We start from the raw sequence: 15,513 nt of genomic DNA on the forward strand, positions 1-15,513 counted from the left end.
TGCTAGAGGAGGGATGCTATGCAGTGTACTGCCTGTGGGGCAGGCAATGCTGAGGGAGTGCTGCGCTGCCAGCGCTGCGGGCAGCTCTTAGGTTCAGAGCCTGAGCTACCTTCTCCTCCCCCTGGCGAGACCACAGAGAGGGCCGAGTCTCCTGCCGCTAAGGAGACGCTAGGGCCAGATAAGGCGCTGGCTGGAGCTTCTCAGCCGCTGTCTCCTGGGCCAGTTGGCGAGCGTTCATCTGCTTCGGCAGGTGTGGGCAGTCAGAGCCACTCCTCTCAGCCCTCCCGAACATTCACTACCATAGGTGGGCAGGCAGAACAAAGGAGGCAAGGGCCTTCTTCTCTATCGCGTGAGTGGCCTCTGAGAACCATGGTCGCCAATGGAATCCTGCCCTTGCGCCGTGATCAAGCGAGCCTGGTCATGCTGCTCGGCTGTGGCATTGGCATGTTAGGCTTCTTTTTACCATGGATTCAGATGAATAATTTTTATCCTCTTTTGCCATCTCAATTCTCTATCAATGGCCCCGATTTTGGATTGGTGACCTGGCTCTTGCTGCTGTTGCTCTTGCTGCAAGCCGGCCTGGCTGGGGGAGAAGCCTGGTTTCTGAAGAATAATCCACGGCTGGTGATCTGGCTGCCGGCTTTTCCTTTGATCATTGGCTCATTCGGTCTGGCGATCGCAGTCTATACGCTCGGCATTGGCTTGCGCTTAGAGGGTTTGCTAGATCTGGTCAGGTCTCTTGCAAGGTCGATGTCAACTGAGGCGGGGCCCAATATCGGCATCGGGCTAGGCACCTACCTGACGTTGCTCGGGAGCCTGATTGTGCTGGGGAGTGGAGCCTATCGCCTGGCCCGCTTGCTGCTGCAGGCCCGTTTCCCGCAATAATGCTCCCTGACCAGGGCAGGACCAGGCTACAGAATCTGCCTGAAGTGGGCTGGGTCGCCTGGTCAGGGGGGGCTCAGGATCTGGACCTCCGCTTGCCCCATCTCTCCTTGAGAGGCTAAGAAGGTCAGTAGGCGCTCCCCTTCGGCGACGAGTTCATCGCGCTGGTCCGTCGACAGCGTGGCGAAGGGCGTGATGAGGAGCCTACTGTGCCCGTGCTGTCGCTGGATAGTCCAGGTGCCGGCAACGAAGCCGTCTACAAGAATAGTCGGCAGCACGCGCCCAGGTGGCAGCAGGACAGCTTGACGGTAACTGGCCGGTAGGATGCGCTCGCGTCTGGCATAGGCAAGGAGCAAGTTATCGAAGTCGGGGAGAAAGCGCACCGGTGCTGGCATGTCGGCCGGTGGCAAAGGTTGATCGGGGAGATCAAATAGCTCTTGACCTTGCTCATCGTGATAGAGGTGCAGCTCAGCGCGCATTGAGCGCAGAACCGGCTTCAGGTTGCCCAGGCCTGACCAGCTCTGGAGGTCTTTGAGACTGGCCGGCCCAAAGGCCGCCAGGTAGCGCCGTACTAGCCAGCGTAGGCCCTCTTCGGGCGGCCACGGCTCTCCTTCTTCACGAAGCCAGTCGAAGGCAGCAGCATAGTGTGGGTTGTTGCTAAAGCCCCAGGTACCTTGATCAGGAACCTGGACCAGAGGAAGCTGCATGCGCACGAGATAGGCGATGTGGGCCGGCTCCAGCTCAGGAAAACGCTCGGCCAGACGCTGGCGGAGGACTGCGAAGGTAGCAGGGCCTTCCTGCAACAGGCTTCGTGCCTCCTCCACGACAGCAGCCTGGATGGCAGGATCTCCTCCGCGACGAAAGAAGGACTGGAGCGAGCGAGTGAGAGCCGGCTGTAGAGCTAGACGGAAGCGCAAATAGTCGGCAGCACTCACCAGATGCAGGGTGGCACGCATCAGGGTGGCGCGGACGATCTTTCGCTGGTGGAGAAGATCCAGCAGCATGTGTCGATGAAAATGATGTAGACGTGTCCAGAGTCCTATAAAAGGCGCTGCAGGCAGTTGGGCCTGCAGGCCAATCAGGTGCTCACTGGCCTCCAACGGCGAAACCTCAACCCGCTCCAGGAGCCACTGACGAGCCAGCGTGGCGCGATTGAGCTGACGTCGATTCAGGCTAGGTGTAGTCATTGCCCGGCAAGGCTCTCCTCCCATCTGGACGTGTTTCTGATTGTATTCTCCTTCACTGGTCGCCTGATGGAAAGGGTACATCAGGGCAGAGCGGGGCGGTGTTGCCTCTGGCTCTCGCTTTGTGCTATCCTGCAAACAAGGCCTGGCGATGCGATGAGACGAGCACTTATCGCTCCTTCATCCCAGGTTTTTGAGAGAGAGGATATGCCGGAAGAGCAGAGCAAGGCCAGAGAGGGGAAACTGTGCGTCCGGGAAAAGCCCAGGTTGTTACCATTTATCTCGGCGAATCGGATCAGTGGCACGGGCAGCCGCTCTATGTTGCCATGCTGCAGTTGCTGCGCGAGGAGGGCTGTGCCGGGGCCACAGCCATGCGGGCCATAGCTGGCTATGGCGCAAGCGCGCGACTGCACGCGAGCCAGGGGCTACGCTGGTCTTCGGATGCCAGCATCGTCATTCAGGTTATCGATCAACCAGCGCGCATCGAGCGTCTGCTCCCGCGTCTGAGCGCTATGCTGCGCGGCGGCCTGATCACTCTGCACGAGACCGAGGTGGTTCATGTAACACCTCCCCTGCTCGCGGGCTTGCCGGCTCGTCGTCCGGTGCGTCAGGCGATGGTCACCGGTCTGATTACCGTCGAACCGGAAACGCCATTGGCCCAGGTGCTCGCGCTCTTATTGAGGGCGCCTTTCCGCGCTCTGCCAGTAGTCGATCGGGAGCGGCATCTCCTCGGCCTCATTACCACCGGCGACCTGATCAGGTCGGGTGCTCTGCCGCTGCGTCGCGGTTTGGTGCGCACGGCGCTCGCCCTCGACGAGGCAACTGCCCAGCAGATGCGTACCCCTTTGACGCAGGCCGAGCAGAGTGCGCGTACTGCAGCAGACGTCATGAATCGGCAGGTGCGTACGGTGCGCCCTGAGCAATCGCTGCGTGAGGCGGCTCGGCTCATGGTGGAGACAGGCTTGCGTCGCTTGCCGGTCGTGGACCGCGACCAGCATCTGGTTGGCATGCTCTCACGCACGGACTTGCTGCGCGCGCTGACCCCCAGTCCTCTAGCGAGCGAAGCCGAGGAGAGGGTGCCAGAGCCTGGAGACAGTGCAGCAATGGCAGAGGGCAAGTCGGCGGTCTCGGCGTCGATCAGGGACTATCTACGACCCGCTGTGGCCACTGTGCACGAAGATGCCTCGCTGGCGGAGGTACTTGAGGCCCTCTTGCAGTCGCCACTGAAGCGCGTAGTGGTTGTTGACGATGGGAACCACGTCCGGGGGATCATCAGCGATGTCGATCTGCTGGCGAGCTTGCAGGAGGAGCTGCGTCCCCGTCTCTTGTCCTGGCTGAGCGGACTGGCACGGGGTCGGGAGCAGCGCGTCTCCGGCGCCAGTACCTCTTTAGGCCCTCAGCTACACCGTGCCGGGCGCGCGGGGGATGTCATGAACCGCACTGTGGTAACCGTGTCTGCTACGGCCACTGTCTCGGAGGCCATTGCTTTGATGATGCGAACAGGCCGGAAGGTGCTTCCGGTTGTGGAAGACGACGGGCGCCTTGTTGGGATCGTAGGACGCACTGATCTGCTGCGTGTCCTGCTGGAAGATGGTGATGATGCTACATAACGGTTCTGGTTTGACTACATCTCATGAGAGACCCGCTTCTTGGAGAGGGAAACGGCTCCGTATCTTTGTGAGTGAGGCTGAGGCATGGCAGGGCCGGCCTCTCTATCGAGCCATCCTGGAAGCAGCCCAGCGCCACCAGATAGCCGGGGCTACGGTCTTGCGCGGGATCGAGGGCTTTGGGCCAGATCATCACCTGGCCAGTGAGCGCCTGCCTGATATTGCCGATAACCTGCCTTTGTTGATAGAACTGGTTGACAGTGAGGAGCAGATCGGGCGCTTCTTGCCCGTCTTGCAGAGCATGGTTCGTCACGGCCTGATTACTGTGACGCCGGTGACGATCGTGGCTCTGTCAACCTGGCAGGAGTGGCCACGATGACGCTGGTGGCATTCGGGCAGTTGCTGGCCACAGGGCTGGCGGGAGCTTTAGGAGCCTTGAGCCGTTATGTGCTCGGGCACTTTATTGCGGAGCGGGTGACGACGGCCTTCCCTCTGGGAACATTGGTGATCAACCTGACCGGGGCTTTCGCCATTGGGCTGGTGTTCGGACTGACGACGGAACATGTGCTTAATGCGGCGCTACAGAGTGTGCTGGCCACCGGCTTCCTGGGAGGCTACACGACCTTCAGTACGATGAGCTGGGAAGGGGTAGAGCTGCTGCGTGGTGGCAGTAGCTGGCTGGGGCTGCTCTATCTTGTCGGTAGCCTGGTTTCGGGTCTGGCGGCGGCAGCCTGCGGCCTGGCGATTGGGAGGTGGCTTTAGTGGCTCAGGTCCTTTCCGCTTCTCGACGCCTGGGGGCGGTAGCGGTTGGCGGTTTCTGCGGAACGCTGGCGCGGGCCTGGCTCAGTCCATTCCTGCAAGCCTGTTTTGGCAAGAGTTGGCCCTACGATATTTTGTTGATCAATCTCAGCGGTGCTCTTGCTCTGGCGCTGGTAACGGTCTTGGCGGAGGCCACTTTTCTGATCGGGCCAACGCGCCGCTTGCTGATCACGGTCGGCTTTTTGGGAGCCTACACGACCTTTAGCAGTTTGGCCCTGGGAGATGTTTTGTTGTTGGCCACCGGGCGCTGGCTGGCTGCTGGTCTCTACCTAGTGGTGAGCCTGGTCGGTGGGATTGGCGCAGTATTGCTCGGCCAGTGGCTAGGTGGGCGTTGCCTGGCCTTGCGTGGCTGGTGGCGGGCGCGACGGCGGCAGCGACCTCGGACGGTGCGGCCCGCGGATCGCTGGTCTAAGCCCGGCCAGAGCGCTGCTGCACGAGCCGCAACGGAGCCGGTCCCGGGGCCGTCAACTCCGCCACTGCGGACGAGCCAGGCAGAGGCCAGGCACTGGGGGGAGCCAGCAAAAGAAGAGCGCTAGCGCCTGGCGTCGGCGCTGCAATGGTCAGGTTGAAGGTGGCCTGTACCTCCTCGAAGCCGAGACGCCTGATGATGAGCGTGAGCTGCCAGTGGCCGCCCATACTGATAGCGCTGCTGACGGCGCCATAGCGACCTGGCTCGCTCGCAACCGGGGTCAGAGGGACCTCTTGAATACCCATGACCATATCTGTCATAGTACAGCGCACGAAAACGCTGTCTCCAGCCCTGAGCCTCAGCGGGTATCCCTGACTATCGCGCAGGTCGACGGCAAAGGTGTTGGCGCCTACCTGGCCGGGATTGATAACGAAGCTGTAGCTGAGGTCGCCCATGCGTCCCTGATAGAGCAAGGGGCCTTTCCCAGTTGTCAGCCCGGTAGGGGGTGGCGGACTCAGGCTTGTGAGAACGCTGACAATCAGTAGCAGCAGCAAGGCGAACACGGCTTCCCAGCGAATCGAGCGCACAAAGAGACGTTGCAGGCGTCCTGCAGTGAAGGAAGCCGCTCCGCGGTCGCGATCGGGTTGACGAGCCAGACGCCGCAGGCGCGGCCCGATGAAGAGACCATTGAGTGCTCCTAGCAGGAGGAGCAGGACGAAAGCCAGGGTCTTGCCCAGCAAGGCCCGCCCGTAGTCGCTGCTGAAGAGGGCCGCTGGCGAAGGCAGGAGCAAAAAGGCCTCCAGTCCGCCAGCCAGAGCCAGCAAGAGCACCGCGGCTAGCGCCAGCCGGGTAAAGCGACCGATCAAGCCAGCCAGCAGGCGTGTGCGGTCTCCGGTGCCCGGTCTGAGTTTGCCCAGGGCCGGGGGCAGCAGGATCATCAGCCCCAGTAGCGTGCCGATCCAGATAGCACTTGCCGCCAGATGGATCAGGTTGAGCGGCAACAAGAGCGCTGGCTGACGACCGGCAGCAGCGTGCGAGTTGAGAATCTCGGTGAGCATGAGCAGACCGGCCAGCGGTAGCAGCCCCTTGAGTGGCCAGCTCCGCCACCAGCCATACTGACGACGCAGCAGCAGGGCCCAGCAGCCCCAGGCGAGCAGCAATGGCCCCAAACGAGCGAGCCAGATGGTGCCGAAGCGACTACGGACAAGCTCGCCGAGCAGGCCCCCATTGCTGAGAAGTTGCCAAGGAGCAAGGCCGCTGAAGACCCAGCCCTGATAGCACCAGAAGGCCAGCCAGCCGAGGCTGAGGGCGAGCAGGATCGCCAGCAGGTAGATCTTGCTGAGGCGCTGTATCAGTTGCTCGGCCACCGCCAGTTCCGGCCCTACCTGCTTCCGTAGCTCTACGGCGCTGGGACGCCAGATGAGGAGCAGGAAGAGAGAGAGACCGGGCAGGGCACAGAGGCTGAGGATATTGAGCCAGCGTGTGCCCACGCTCCAGAAACTGAGGTTGGCACTGGTGGGAGCGAACTGGCTGAGCAGGGCATCGGTATTGGCAGGCAACGGGCCAGCCCCAACAACAAAGCTGAAGCTGCCTGTGACCTCGTGACCATCGTCGGCAGAGACGTTGTGGAAGAGAACGGTATAGGCCCCGTCGGATAGATGTGGAGGGAGGTCAACGACCAGAGCGTAAGGATCACCAGGCACGGCCCGGCTGTCGCGGAGGTCGACACGCTGCCGCCGCTGGTTCCAGACCTGCAGCTCGCTGAAGGCTGGTTCGATACGCTCGGTAAACCAGACTTTGACCTGGCGCGGGGCCTGCCCCCTGGGTAGGCGGGCATTGGCGGCGGGAATACTGTGATCATACTGGGCATGCAGAGGGTGCAGAGCACGCGCCTGGGCGTTCCCCGGCATTAAGGCCAAGATCAGGCCCAGTACGCAGAGCGTTCCCCACCCCAAGAGCAGGCGGTGTAGCCTGACTCGCCAGGAGTAGATTCTCCTGTCTGAGTTACGGCCTTGCTGCTGCATCATATTTGCTTCCCGGAGAGGGGCTCAGGCGCTCCAGCCCGGCTTGACCACGGCTTTCTCCGCTGAGCCAACCCTTGGAGCGTCTGAGCCATACTACTACGCCAGAGAGAGGGAAAGGGCGTATGTGGGTCAGAGATCACAGATCGGCCTGGCTTAGCCGCGCAGGCGCTCCTCTAGTACTGGCGAGGCCTTGCCGCTGTGGCCCGTGATCGCAGAGGGCGCAGCACGGCGCCAGGCAATGAGTGCGAACAGGAGTCCCCCTAGCCCCAGGAGCGTCCCGGTCACCCCCAGACCAGTGGCCAGCGTGGCACGGCTCTCTATCGCCTGGAGCTGGTTGGGGCCACGCTCTGTGGAGGTGGCAGCGCTGCTGCTGGCCTGCTCCGGGTAGGCTGGAATGACCTTCACGTCGCTAAAGGTGTTGGGGCCACTGGTAAAGGTTTCGTCTATCTTGAGGCCCTCCAAAGTGCCAAAGAGATGGAATGTATAGGTGCCGGGCTGGCTGGGCACGAAATAGGCAACGTATTTGCCGGGCTGGCCCCAGCGTGCTTGAATGGGAATGCTGAGCGGACTGGAGGAGCCAAAGCGCACCTCAAATCTGAGGGTCTTCTCGGCCCCAACGACAGGATTGGCCAGCGTTGGGCCAATGCTCATGCTCATGTTTCCCATGCTAGTCTGCTGGTTGGTGGTGTAGGTGCATTCGTTGCCCTTACAGATGGTGAGGTCAAGGCTATTCTGCTGCTGGGCATAGGCCGGCTCGTTAAGGAAGCCAACGATGAAGGTATAAGGGCCAACGTGGCGCCGCTCGTGGGCCGCCGCCATGCTTGTGGTCAAGAGCAAGCAGACAAGGGCCAGGCTGAAAGCAAACGCTCCTATGCGCAACAGTCTCCCAATGAAAGCCATGAGATGATACTCCTTCCCTGCCAGGCTGATGATCTTCCGCTGGCTGAGCGCGCTCTTAAAGGAGGCACCGGCACAGATACGCTCATGGTGCCCGTGTTCAGTTCGGCAGGTAAGAGAGAAGCGGGCTGGCAGCGGGATTACGCTACCATCCTGTCCTCTGAGGAATTCTCTTGGCCTGTGATCGCCGGCTAGAGAGATCGTCAGGTCGTCTCAGTCTTTGGTTGGAAGGTCGCCGCCAAGCCGGGGATCAACTCGGAGGATCTCGCTTACCTGCTGTCTCTGTCTGTTGACAGAGAAGAGCATAGGGCAAAGGTGGGCACTTGTGTATTGGGAGTATACCCTATTCTGGCCGGCGTTAGGCCCTACGACTTTTTCCCAGGGAGCAAGCGCTTTGAGGAGGCGCTCTTGGCCTTCCTTCGGTATTCTACCGGAAGGACGGCTACCGAGGCGGCCTTTGCCCGGCTAAGGATGGCAGCAGAAAAGCAGGGCAGGCAAGGCCAATCAGCCACCCCTTAGAGTGCCTGGCCCTGCTTGCCTTCCAGAGATGCCCATCTTCTGGTTATACTGAGAAAGCAAGGAAGGAAGGAGGTTCCATGATGATGGCCGACAGCAGCCGCTCTAGCTCAGAGTACCCCTCTCCCTCGCCGAAACCCGTTCCCATTCCCGATGAAGCCTCGCGCCCCTTCTTTGCCGGGGCCAGAGAGCGACAGCTCATGCTGCAGCGCTGCAGCGCCTGTGGTCGCTGGCTCTGGCCAGTTAAGGCACGCTGCCCCCAGTGCTGGAGCCCGGCCCTGAACTGGACCCCGGCCAGCGGCAAGGGCACCCTCTACAGCTTCGCCCTCATGCACCAGCTCTATCATCCCGCCTTTGCCAGCGAGCTGCCCTACATCATCGCCGCCATCGATCTGGCTGAGGGCGTGCGCATCACCAGTACCATCGTCGACTGTCCGCCAGATCAGTTACGCATCGGCATGCCGCTGGAAGTCACCTTTGAACAGCTCAGCGAGGAGATTACGCTCCCCAAGTTCCGGCCCGCTGCCAGACCGGACGACGACCAGTGAAGTGAGCAGAGAAGTCCGGTCTATAGGCCGTCAACTGCTTTTGATGCGAGGAGGCACCAGTGACGAACTATCAATATGTGCTCTACGAGAAGAAAGATCATATCGCCTATGTAACCATCAATCGCCCCGAGGTGATGAACGCCCTCCACGCCGCGGCCAACCAGGAGCTGACGGCGGTTTTCCGCGACTTTGTTGCCGATGAAGCGGCCTGGGTTGCCATTCTGAGCGGCGCGGGCGAGCGCGCTTTCTGCGCCGGTAACGACTTGAAGGCCACAGCAGAGGCGACCGCTCGCGGCGAGGCTCCCTTCGCGACCAGGCAGACGGAAGATGGTCAGCCTGTCTATTTCGGGGGACTGATTGGGCTGCCATGCCCAAAGCCGATCATCGCCGCCGTCAATGGGGTAGCCGCCGGTGGGGGCTTTGAGCTGGCACTGGCCTGCGACCTGATCATTGCTGCAGAGCATGCTCGCTTTGCTTTGCCGGAGCCGCGTGTTGGCCTGATCGCTGCCGCTGGCGGCATGCATCGTCTGCCGCAGCAGCTTCCTCTTAAGATCGCTATGGGTTTGCTGCTCACAGGCAAGTGGCTCTCGGCTCAGGAGGCCGCGCACTACGGCCTGGTCAACGAGGTGGTACCCCTGGAGCGACTGCACGAGACTGCCGAGCGCTGGGCCAATGAGATTCTGGAGTGCTCGCCTCTGAGCGTGCGCCTGACCAAGGAAGCGGTGCTGGCCGGCCTGGGTCGCCCTGTCGAGGAGGCTCTGATCGCTGATCAGGAACGGCTGCGGATCTTGCTGGCCTCTGAGGACTTCCGCGAGGGGCCGCGTGCCTTCGTCGAGAAGCGCAAGCCCCAGTGGAAAGGGCGCTGATGTCAGCCAGCCCGGGCTTGGCAAGGCAGCGCTTGCCGGAAGCAGAGCAGCGAAGAGAGAGTTCACGTGAGTGCCATGCGGCAGACAGGAGGAAGCCTACGGAGCGTATGAACATTAAAGGGAAGTGCGCCATCGTTGGGCTGGGTATGACGGCGATGGGCAAGATTTATGGGCGCAGCGCCAGCGATTTTGCCATCGAGGCCGTCGACCTGGCTCTGCAAGACGCTGGCCTGACCAAGGCCGATGTCGATGGTCTGTTGATCAACGCCAATCTCTCGCGCGAGATGCAGCCTGGCCTGCAGAGCGCCCTGGGATTGGAGAATTTACGCCTGCTCAACGTGATGAATGCCTATGGGGCCACGGCGGGCACGATGATTCAATATGCAGTCATGGCCATCATCCACGGCCTGGCGAACGTCGTGGTACTAGTCTTTGCCGATGCGCCTCTCAAGCCCTCAAAAGGAGCAGGCGCCGCCTATGGCGCCAATCTCCTCTCTCTCCAGGGTATGGACGGCCTGTTGGCTGCTTACGGCATCTTTGGCCCCATCCCTGGCTATGCCCTGGCTGCGCGGCGCCATATGCATCTCTTCGGTACAACCAGCGAGCAGCTCGGCGCCATCGCCATCGCAGAACGGCGCTGGGCACAGATGAACCCGGCAGCCCAGATGCGGAGTCCCCTGACGATGGAGGAGTACTTAGCCTCGCGCTACGTCGTCGAGCCGCTGCGTCTCTACGATTGCTGCCTGGTCTCCAACGGCGGCATTGCCGTAGTGATCACTTCAGCCGAGCGCGCCCGTCACTTGCGTCAGCTCCCGGTTTATATTCTCGGCCTGGGTCAGGCCGCGCCCGGTGGAGATGAGCGCACAGATCGTGAGCCTGGGATCTATACAGGGGCCAAGCAGTCAGGGGAGGTAGCTCTGCGTATGGCCGGCATCGAGCTGAAAGATATCGATATCTGCGAGATCTACGATTGCTACACCTACACGGTGCTGGTGACGCTAGAGGACTACGGTTTTTGCGCCAAAGGCGAGGGCGGGGCCTTTGTGGCTGATGGCAAGCTAGGACCCGGCGGCTCGCTGCCAACCAATACCGGTGGCGGCCAGCTCTCCGGCTACTACATGTGGGGCTTCACCCCGCTCTCAGAGGCCATCATTCAGGCTCGCGGTCAGGCCGGCGAGCGCCAGGTACCCAAACACGATCTGCTCTTGGTGAGTGGCAACGGCGGTATTCTGCAGTACCATTCGACGACGATCCTGGGAACGCAGCCCAGTTAAGCGGGATAGGCATGCAAGCCAGCCTGCCCGGGCGATGATGTACAATTGAGGAGGGCATTCAGAGCGACAAGCGCAGCGTCACACTCGCTTGGATGCTGGCCCTCTTCTTCACTTCTCTCTGGAGGCTGCCCGTCCGGTTAGCAGTGACCTCTCAGAGCACGCAGCCAGGACGGCTTGCACTCCATGTCAGTTGGCGCCCTGCGCTGAACCAGCGCGGGGTCAGTGAGGACCTCAGCGAAGATCGCTAGAAAGGGAAGGCCCATCGATGGATCTGACCCGCGTCTATGACCCCGAATTGTTACCCCCACTGGAGGTCTTTCTCTCCCAGCCCCAATTGAACTGGGAGGACTTGCCGGGTACGCGCGCACTCTTGCGGGAGGCCCTGCGCCAGATGACAACCAGTTTTCCAGACTCCCCCAATGTAGTGAAAGAAGACCATCGCGTCCCGGGACCAGAGGGGGCGCCCGCCGTTCCGGTACGTCTCTACCGTCCGAAAGGGGAGTCGGCCCCGCTACCCGCCCTGCTCTGGATTCACGGGGGAGGCTATGTCATCGGCAGCGTCGAACAGGATGATCTGTTGGCCCAGCACCTGGCCGAGAGTGTTGGCTGTCTGGTGGCCTCGGTCGACTATCGTTTGGCGCCTGAGCATCCTTTCCCGGCAGCGGTTGAGGACTGTTACGCGGCCCTCAAATGGATGGCGAGCCGCGCCGATGAACTGGGACTAGACCGGAGACGCCTGGCCATCGGCGGAGCTAGCGCCGGCGGCGGTTTGACGGCAGCCCTGGCCTTGCTGACCCGCGACCGTGGTGAAATCCCCCTGATCTTCCAGTTGCTGATCTACCCCATGCTCGATGATCGCGATGCAACCCGCTCAAGCGAGCTATTCGCTGAGGCGCCTATCTGGAATCGTGAGGATAATCGCCGTGGTTGGCGGGCTTACCTGGGCGAGGCGGCTGGCGGCCCAGATGTCTCGCCCTACGCGGCAGCGGCTCGCGCCCAGGATCTGCGCGGTCTGCCTCCAGCATTTATGGCCGTGGGAGCCGCCGAAATCTTCCTCGATGAAGATGTCGACTACGCCTTGCGCCTGGCGCATGCCGGCGTACCCGTTGAGCTGCAGGTCTACCCGCGCGCTTACCACGCCTGGGATGGCATCGCTCCCCTCTCGCGTCTGGCTCAGCAATTCGTAGCCAACCGCGATCGAGCTTTGCGTGAGGCCTTGCATCCTCAGAGCGCAGGCGCTTCCTCGCCGGCAAGCTGAGCAGGCAGGGCAGAGCATAGCGGTCCAGGCCTAACTCTCGTCACAGCAGCTCGATGCCGAGCCACCGCGCTCTTTGCCAGTAGGGCAGTTAGCAAAGAGGCTTTGTCCCAGCGGCGCCAGATGGTGCCGCTGGGACAAAGCCGCTGACAGACCACTCAAGCGAGGAGCTGCAGCAGGTAGGAGCCGTCCGCCGCTACTTCCAAAGCATACGCCTCCAGAGAAGGGGCGCCGATAGCCAGCCATTGCTCACGCAATTTCTGCACATGCGACCAGAGCGGCACAGCCCCGTAGACCTCGACTCGCCAGTGGGCCGGGCGGGGGCCGACGGCATTGGGGCACAAGAGCAGCAGGCTTTCCTGCCAGAGCAAACCCGTTGCCAGGCGCTGGCTATTGTCAGGCCCTGGCAGAGGGTAGAGCCTGCGCTCCACGCCCGGCAGATGCAGCTCCAGCCAGAGGGCAAAGGCCGGCTCGTAGAGAAGCTCGTAGCCCTCTAGATCCGTTTCGGCCTCCTCTAAACGCGGCAGCTTTTGCCAGTGCCCTAGCTCTGGAGCATGAGAGCGGGAAGCAGGCGCCGCTGGCTCCGTCTCACGCAGCTCCATAAAGAAGGCTGGCGTTGGCAACAGACGGCCCTCCAGGCGCTTGGGTCCCACTTTTACCAGGCGAAAGAGCGGCGTCGTCAGCGAACGCACCAGATCGCCCACCAGTATCCCCTGGGGAGCAAGTTGCTCACACCAGGCGGATGGAATACGCCGATAACTGCCCGTTGCGATAATGCGCTCATAGGGGGCTGCTGGGGCATAGCCCTGCAGCCCGTCGGCGGTCACTACCTGGACACACTGGTCATAACCGGCCAGTCGCAGACGCTCAGCAGCCAGGGCCGTTAGTTCCGCATCGATATCTAGCGTGACGACCTGGCCATCGGGAGCGACCAACTCGGCCAGCAAGGCAGCATTGTAGCCGGTGCCCGTTCCGATCTCTAGCACATGCATACCTGGCTGGACCGCCAGGGCCTCTAGCATGGCCGCCATAATCGACGGCATACTAGAGGAAGAGAGCGGACGGCCCCGCTCGTCAACCCTTGTCACCAGGGCCTGGTCGCGATAGACCAGGGAGCGCGCCTCGTGCTTGACCCAGACGCCTGGCCGCTCTTGTCGACAATAATAGGGGACGAAATGGGCGCGCGAGACCGCGAGAAGGGCCCGGCGTACGTTGGGCACTAAGGGATAGCCGCGCGTCTCCTCAATGCTGTTCACCAGCGCCAGACGCTCTGTCTCTTCCGCCGCAGCTAGTTCAACAGGATCAGCCACCAGAAAACTCCTTCCATCAGCCATTTATTGGAGGTTCAACCGTCGCCGGCCAGGCCAGACCCGCCTTACCGGCGCTGAGTACCTGGGCAATGGTCATGGCAAAAGGTAGACCCGTCTCCACCTCTAGCCATTCCCACTGGCCGCCCGGGTTGCATTCGAGAAAAATGTAGTCACCATCAGGGGTCACAATCAGGTCAAGGGCCCCAAAGACCAGCCCTAGACGGCGCACCAGTTCCACACAGCGCCTGGCAATGCCCTCGGGCAGCGCGTAGGGCCGATAGTGTACCTGATAGCAGGCCGCCCGCCAGTCGAGACGCGCCGCTTCGACCTCTTGCGAATCAATGCGCACCGGCAGCACGCTCGAGCCAATGACAGTGGCGCGCACCTCATAGGCCTTCTCGATCAGCGGCTGGAAGAGATGAGCGGTCAGACGGACCTGCTCTAGCTCAGCTAACCGCTCACGACCAACATGACTGGTAAAGATCAGATGATAGCGATCGCCACCGCCGGGCAGAAAGTTGCCGTGCAGCGTTTTGTAGATCATCTGCTCCTGGCAGACCTCAAAGAAGAAGCTGCGCACGGCGGTGGGATCATTGGTGATAAGCGTAATTGGTGTGCGCAGGCCAATCTCCTGGGCGACTTTGAGCTGGAGCGGCTTGAAGCTGGCACGCCGCTGGGCATCGAGCGAGTTCACCCAGAGGCAGTCAAGGCTGCGAAACACCCCCCCAAAGCCGCGATAGGCCTCGTTCTCCAGGAAGAGCTGAATCAGCTCGGGGAAATCCTCGCGCACCTGGTAATGATGGGGACGACGCACATAGATGCTGCGAATGGCCTCCAGATCGTAGCGCCTGCCCTGGTAGCAAAAGTAGCCCGTCCAGCAGGCATCGCGCAGTAGGGCAGCCAGGGTCAGAGCCTGGGGAAAAGCTGCCGTGTCAAGCAGGAGAGCCGGGCAGCCACTGCGCTGCAGGGCATGGAGCACCCGCCGGGCACTGCTGTCTCCTGGATAGCTGAGGATAAGGACATATGGTTCCATCTCTAGTCGTCATACTCCATGTCAAATTCCTCGTTGTGCAAGGGATTGGGTGACGAGGAGTCATGACCAGTGGTATGGAAAAACGTAATCGAAGGCTCTGGTTTGCCTCCTTTGCCTTCGTCTCCCTCTTCTTCACCGTCGCCAGCGCTCAGCATGTGATGCTCCTGGGCGAACAGGAGAGCGAAGGGACCATTCGCGGGAAGGACTAGCGCCTCTTCGGGGAGCGGAAGCTGTCTGGAAGCCTCAAGCGGTCGTCTGAACATACGTTGCATAGACTGATCAGCCTGCCTTTCGTAGCCTTGTACCGTCCTGACAGAATAGCACTGCACTGGATCACACTAAGACGGACACCTGTAGTTTTGCCTCGTGCAGAGACGCCTAGCGCGCTCCGACCCTCCTGGCTGGTCCAGGCTCAGCCAGAGCCTGCTAGCCACGTTTCTCACTCCTCTATCAGGCTGCTCTCCTGGGCCGGTCAGAGAGGTCCTTTTCCTGAACTCTATTGTAGCATAACGCCATGAGCGTTATTTTGCACTTCAGAGCCGTTGTAGAGCCACTTCATGAGGCAAGCGCTATTTTGAAGATTGGTGAAATGTGTGCCAGAAATTCACATGAGATGAGCAAGGGACCAGAGATGAGGATGCGCCAGCCGCCAGACCAGGCGTTCAGAGGAGGAACCCGCAGGCGTCAGCTCTGGAGGCCTCGCTTTTCCTGCAGGAAGGATGAGGAGAAGGCCAAACGCGTGCCTGGCTGGCCGCTGCTCTCTGAAATCCGACTGCCGGCCTGGCGACGATGCCAGCGGCTGGCTGGGGGAATAAGTGGGAAATTTCTGGCCGCAGACTGATATCAAACGGGGCCTTCGTTCGTTACTATATATAGACCCGAAAGGAAG

14 protein-coding genes and 1 pseudogene are annotated in these 15,513 nt (G+C 61.4%); 9 read left to right on the forward strand and 6 right to left on the reverse strand.

Annotated elements, in window-relative coordinates:
• Window positions 1-393 precede the first annotated feature (393 nt).
• The gene (locus IRZ24_RS07945) at window positions 394-885 is read left to right on the forward strand and encodes a hypothetical protein (protein ID WP_297162200.1); all 492 of its coding nucleotides are present in this window, start codon (window positions 394-396) and stop codon (window positions 883-885) included.
• A 62-nt stretch (window positions 886-947) separates the two neighbouring features.
• Here the strand turns inward: IRZ24_RS07945 and IRZ24_RS07950 are convergent, their stop codons facing one another.
• Window positions 948-2,069, reverse strand: coding sequence for a winged helix DNA-binding domain-containing protein (locus tag IRZ24_RS07950; protein WP_297162202.1), 1,122 nt, complete (start codon window positions 2,067-2,069; stop codon window positions 948-950).
• Window positions 2,070-2,311: 242 nt separating this feature from the next.
• On the opposite strand from IRZ24_RS07950, the gene IRZ24_RS07955 reads away from it, so the two are divergent.
• From IRZ24_RS07955 to crcB (IRZ24_RS19785), 4 genes are read left to right on the forward strand one after another with little or no spacing between them, the layout of a single operon-like run.
• Window positions 2,312-3,676, forward strand: coding sequence for a DUF190 domain-containing protein (locus IRZ24_RS07955; protein WP_297162205.1), 1,365 nt, complete (start codon window positions 2,312-2,314; stop codon window positions 3,674-3,676).
• The gene (locus tag IRZ24_RS07960; RefSeq protein WP_297162236.1) at window positions 3,666-4,052 is read left to right on the forward strand and encodes a DUF190 domain-containing protein; all 387 of its coding nucleotides are present in this window, start codon (window positions 3,666-3,668) and stop codon (window positions 4,050-4,052) included. Before IRZ24_RS07955 ends, IRZ24_RS07960 begins: the two co-directional genes overlap by 11 nt.
• Window positions 4,049-4,435 carry a fluoride efflux transporter CrcB gene (crcB, locus tag IRZ24_RS07965; protein WP_297162208.1) on the forward strand — a complete coding sequence of 129 codons (387 nt, stop codon included), beginning with the start codon at window positions 4,049-4,051 and terminating at the stop codon, window positions 4,433-4,435. The genes IRZ24_RS07960 and crcB (IRZ24_RS07965) overlap by 4 nt, the downstream gene beginning before the upstream one ends.
• Complete coding sequence (gene crcB, locus IRZ24_RS19785; RefSeq protein WP_322480473.1) at window positions 4,435-5,028, forward strand: fluoride efflux transporter CrcB; 594 nt, start codon at window positions 4,435-4,437, stop codon at window positions 5,026-5,028. Before crcB (IRZ24_RS07965) ends, crcB (IRZ24_RS19785) begins: the two co-directional genes overlap by 1 nt.
• Window positions 5,029-5,437: 409 nt before the next feature.
• On the opposite strand, the pseudogene IRZ24_RS07975 reads toward crcB (IRZ24_RS19785), so the two are convergent.
• Together IRZ24_RS07975 and IRZ24_RS07980 are read right to left on the reverse strand one after the other, a co-directional pair.
• Window positions 5,438-6,928: pseudogene (locus tag IRZ24_RS07975) on the reverse strand (copper resistance CopC family protein); the annotation flags it as partial.
• Between the two features lie 150 nt (window positions 6,929-7,078).
• Window positions 7,079-7,825 carry a hypothetical protein gene (locus IRZ24_RS07980; protein ID WP_297162214.1) on the reverse strand — a complete coding sequence of 249 codons (747 nt, stop codon included), beginning with the start codon at window positions 7,823-7,825 and terminating at the stop codon, window positions 7,079-7,081.
• A 593-nt stretch (window positions 7,826-8,418) separates the two neighbouring features.
• Between IRZ24_RS07980 and IRZ24_RS07985 the strand changes: the two genes are divergently transcribed.
• The 4 genes from IRZ24_RS07985 to IRZ24_RS08000 all read left to right on the forward strand — a co-directional run bounded on the left by IRZ24_RS07985 (window position 8,419) and on the right by IRZ24_RS08000 (window position 12,284).
• Window positions 8,419-8,886 (forward strand): Zn-ribbon domain-containing OB-fold protein, encoded by a 468-nt coding sequence (locus tag IRZ24_RS07985; protein WP_297162217.1) that lies wholly within the window; start codon window positions 8,419-8,421, stop codon window positions 8,884-8,886.
• Window positions 8,887-8,945: 59 nt separating this feature from the next.
• On the forward strand, window positions 8,946-9,752 hold the full coding sequence (locus IRZ24_RS07990; RefSeq protein WP_297162220.1) for an enoyl-CoA hydratase-related protein: 807 nt from the start codon (window positions 8,946-8,948) through the stop codon (window positions 9,750-9,752).
• A 107-nt stretch (window positions 9,753-9,859) separates the two neighbouring features.
• The gene (locus tag IRZ24_RS07995; RefSeq protein WP_297162223.1) at window positions 9,860-11,026 is read left to right on the forward strand and encodes a thiolase family protein; all 1,167 of its coding nucleotides are present in this window, start codon (window positions 9,860-9,862) and stop codon (window positions 11,024-11,026) included.
• 265 nt (window positions 11,027-11,291) lie between these two features.
• Window positions 11,292-12,284: an alpha/beta hydrolase gene (locus IRZ24_RS08000; RefSeq protein WP_297162225.1), complete on the forward strand. Its 993-nt coding sequence runs from the start codon at window positions 11,292-11,294 to the stop codon at window positions 12,282-12,284.
• A 155-nt stretch (window positions 12,285-12,439) separates the two neighbouring features.
• Here IRZ24_RS08000 and IRZ24_RS08005 read toward each other — a convergent pair whose 3' ends face one another.
• The 3 genes from IRZ24_RS08005 to IRZ24_RS08015 are packed head-to-tail and all read right to left on the reverse strand — an operon-like array spanning window position 12,440 to window position 14,896.
• Entirely contained in the window at window positions 12,440-13,591 is a 1,152-nt protein-coding gene (locus tag IRZ24_RS08005) for a methyltransferase domain-containing protein (protein WP_297162228.1), read from the reverse strand.
• 16 nt (window positions 13,592-13,607) lie between these two features.
• On the reverse strand, window positions 13,608-14,624 hold the full coding sequence (locus tag IRZ24_RS08010; RefSeq protein ID WP_297162230.1) for an MvdC/MvdD family ATP grasp protein: 1,017 nt from the start codon (window positions 14,622-14,624) through the stop codon (window positions 13,608-13,610).
• A gap of 2 nt (window positions 14,625-14,626) precedes the next feature.
• Entirely contained in the window at window positions 14,627-14,896 is a 270-nt protein-coding gene (locus IRZ24_RS08015; protein ID WP_297162233.1) for a hypothetical protein, read from the reverse strand.
• Between the last annotated feature and the right edge of the window lie 617 nt (window positions 14,897-15,513).

Source organism: Thermogemmatispora sp. (assembly GCF_019683755.1).
GTDB lineage: Bacteria > Chloroflexota > Ktedonobacteria > Ktedonobacterales > Ktedonobacteraceae > Thermogemmatispora.

Excerpts from the sequence above, each read along its gene's own strand:
- crcB (WP_297162208.1), top strand. The coding sequence starts at position 4,049 with ATGACGCTGGTGGCATTCGGGCAGTTGCTGGCCACAGGGCTGGCGGGA.
- IRZ24_RS07995 (WP_297162223.1), top strand. The coding sequence starts at position 9,860 with ATGAACATTAAAGGGAAGTGCGCCATCGTTGGGCTGGGTATGACGGCG.
- IRZ24_RS07985 (WP_297162217.1), top strand. The coding sequence starts at position 8,419 with ATGATGATGGCCGACAGCAGCCGCTCTAGCTCAGAGTACCCCTCTCCC.
- IRZ24_RS08000 (WP_297162225.1), top strand. The coding sequence starts at position 11,292 with ATGGATCTGACCCGCGTCTATGACCCCGAATTGTTACCCCCACTGGAG.
- IRZ24_RS08015 (WP_297162233.1), bottom strand. The coding sequence starts at position 14,896 with ATGCAACGTATGTTCAGACGACCGCTTGAGGCTTCCAGACAGCTTCCG.
- IRZ24_RS07950 (WP_297162202.1), bottom strand. The coding sequence starts at position 2,069 with ATGACTACACCTAGCCTGAATCGACGTCAGCTCAATCGCGCCACGCTG.
- IRZ24_RS07960 (WP_297162236.1), top strand. The coding sequence starts at position 3,666 with ATGCTACATAACGGTTCTGGTTTGACTACATCTCATGAGAGACCCGCT.
- IRZ24_RS08010 (WP_297162230.1), bottom strand. The coding sequence starts at position 14,624 with ATGGAACCATATGTCCTTATCCTCAGCTATCCAGGAGACAGCAGTGCC.
- IRZ24_RS07980 (WP_297162214.1), bottom strand. The coding sequence starts at position 7,825 with ATGGCTTTCATTGGGAGACTGTTGCGCATAGGAGCGTTTGCTTTCAGC.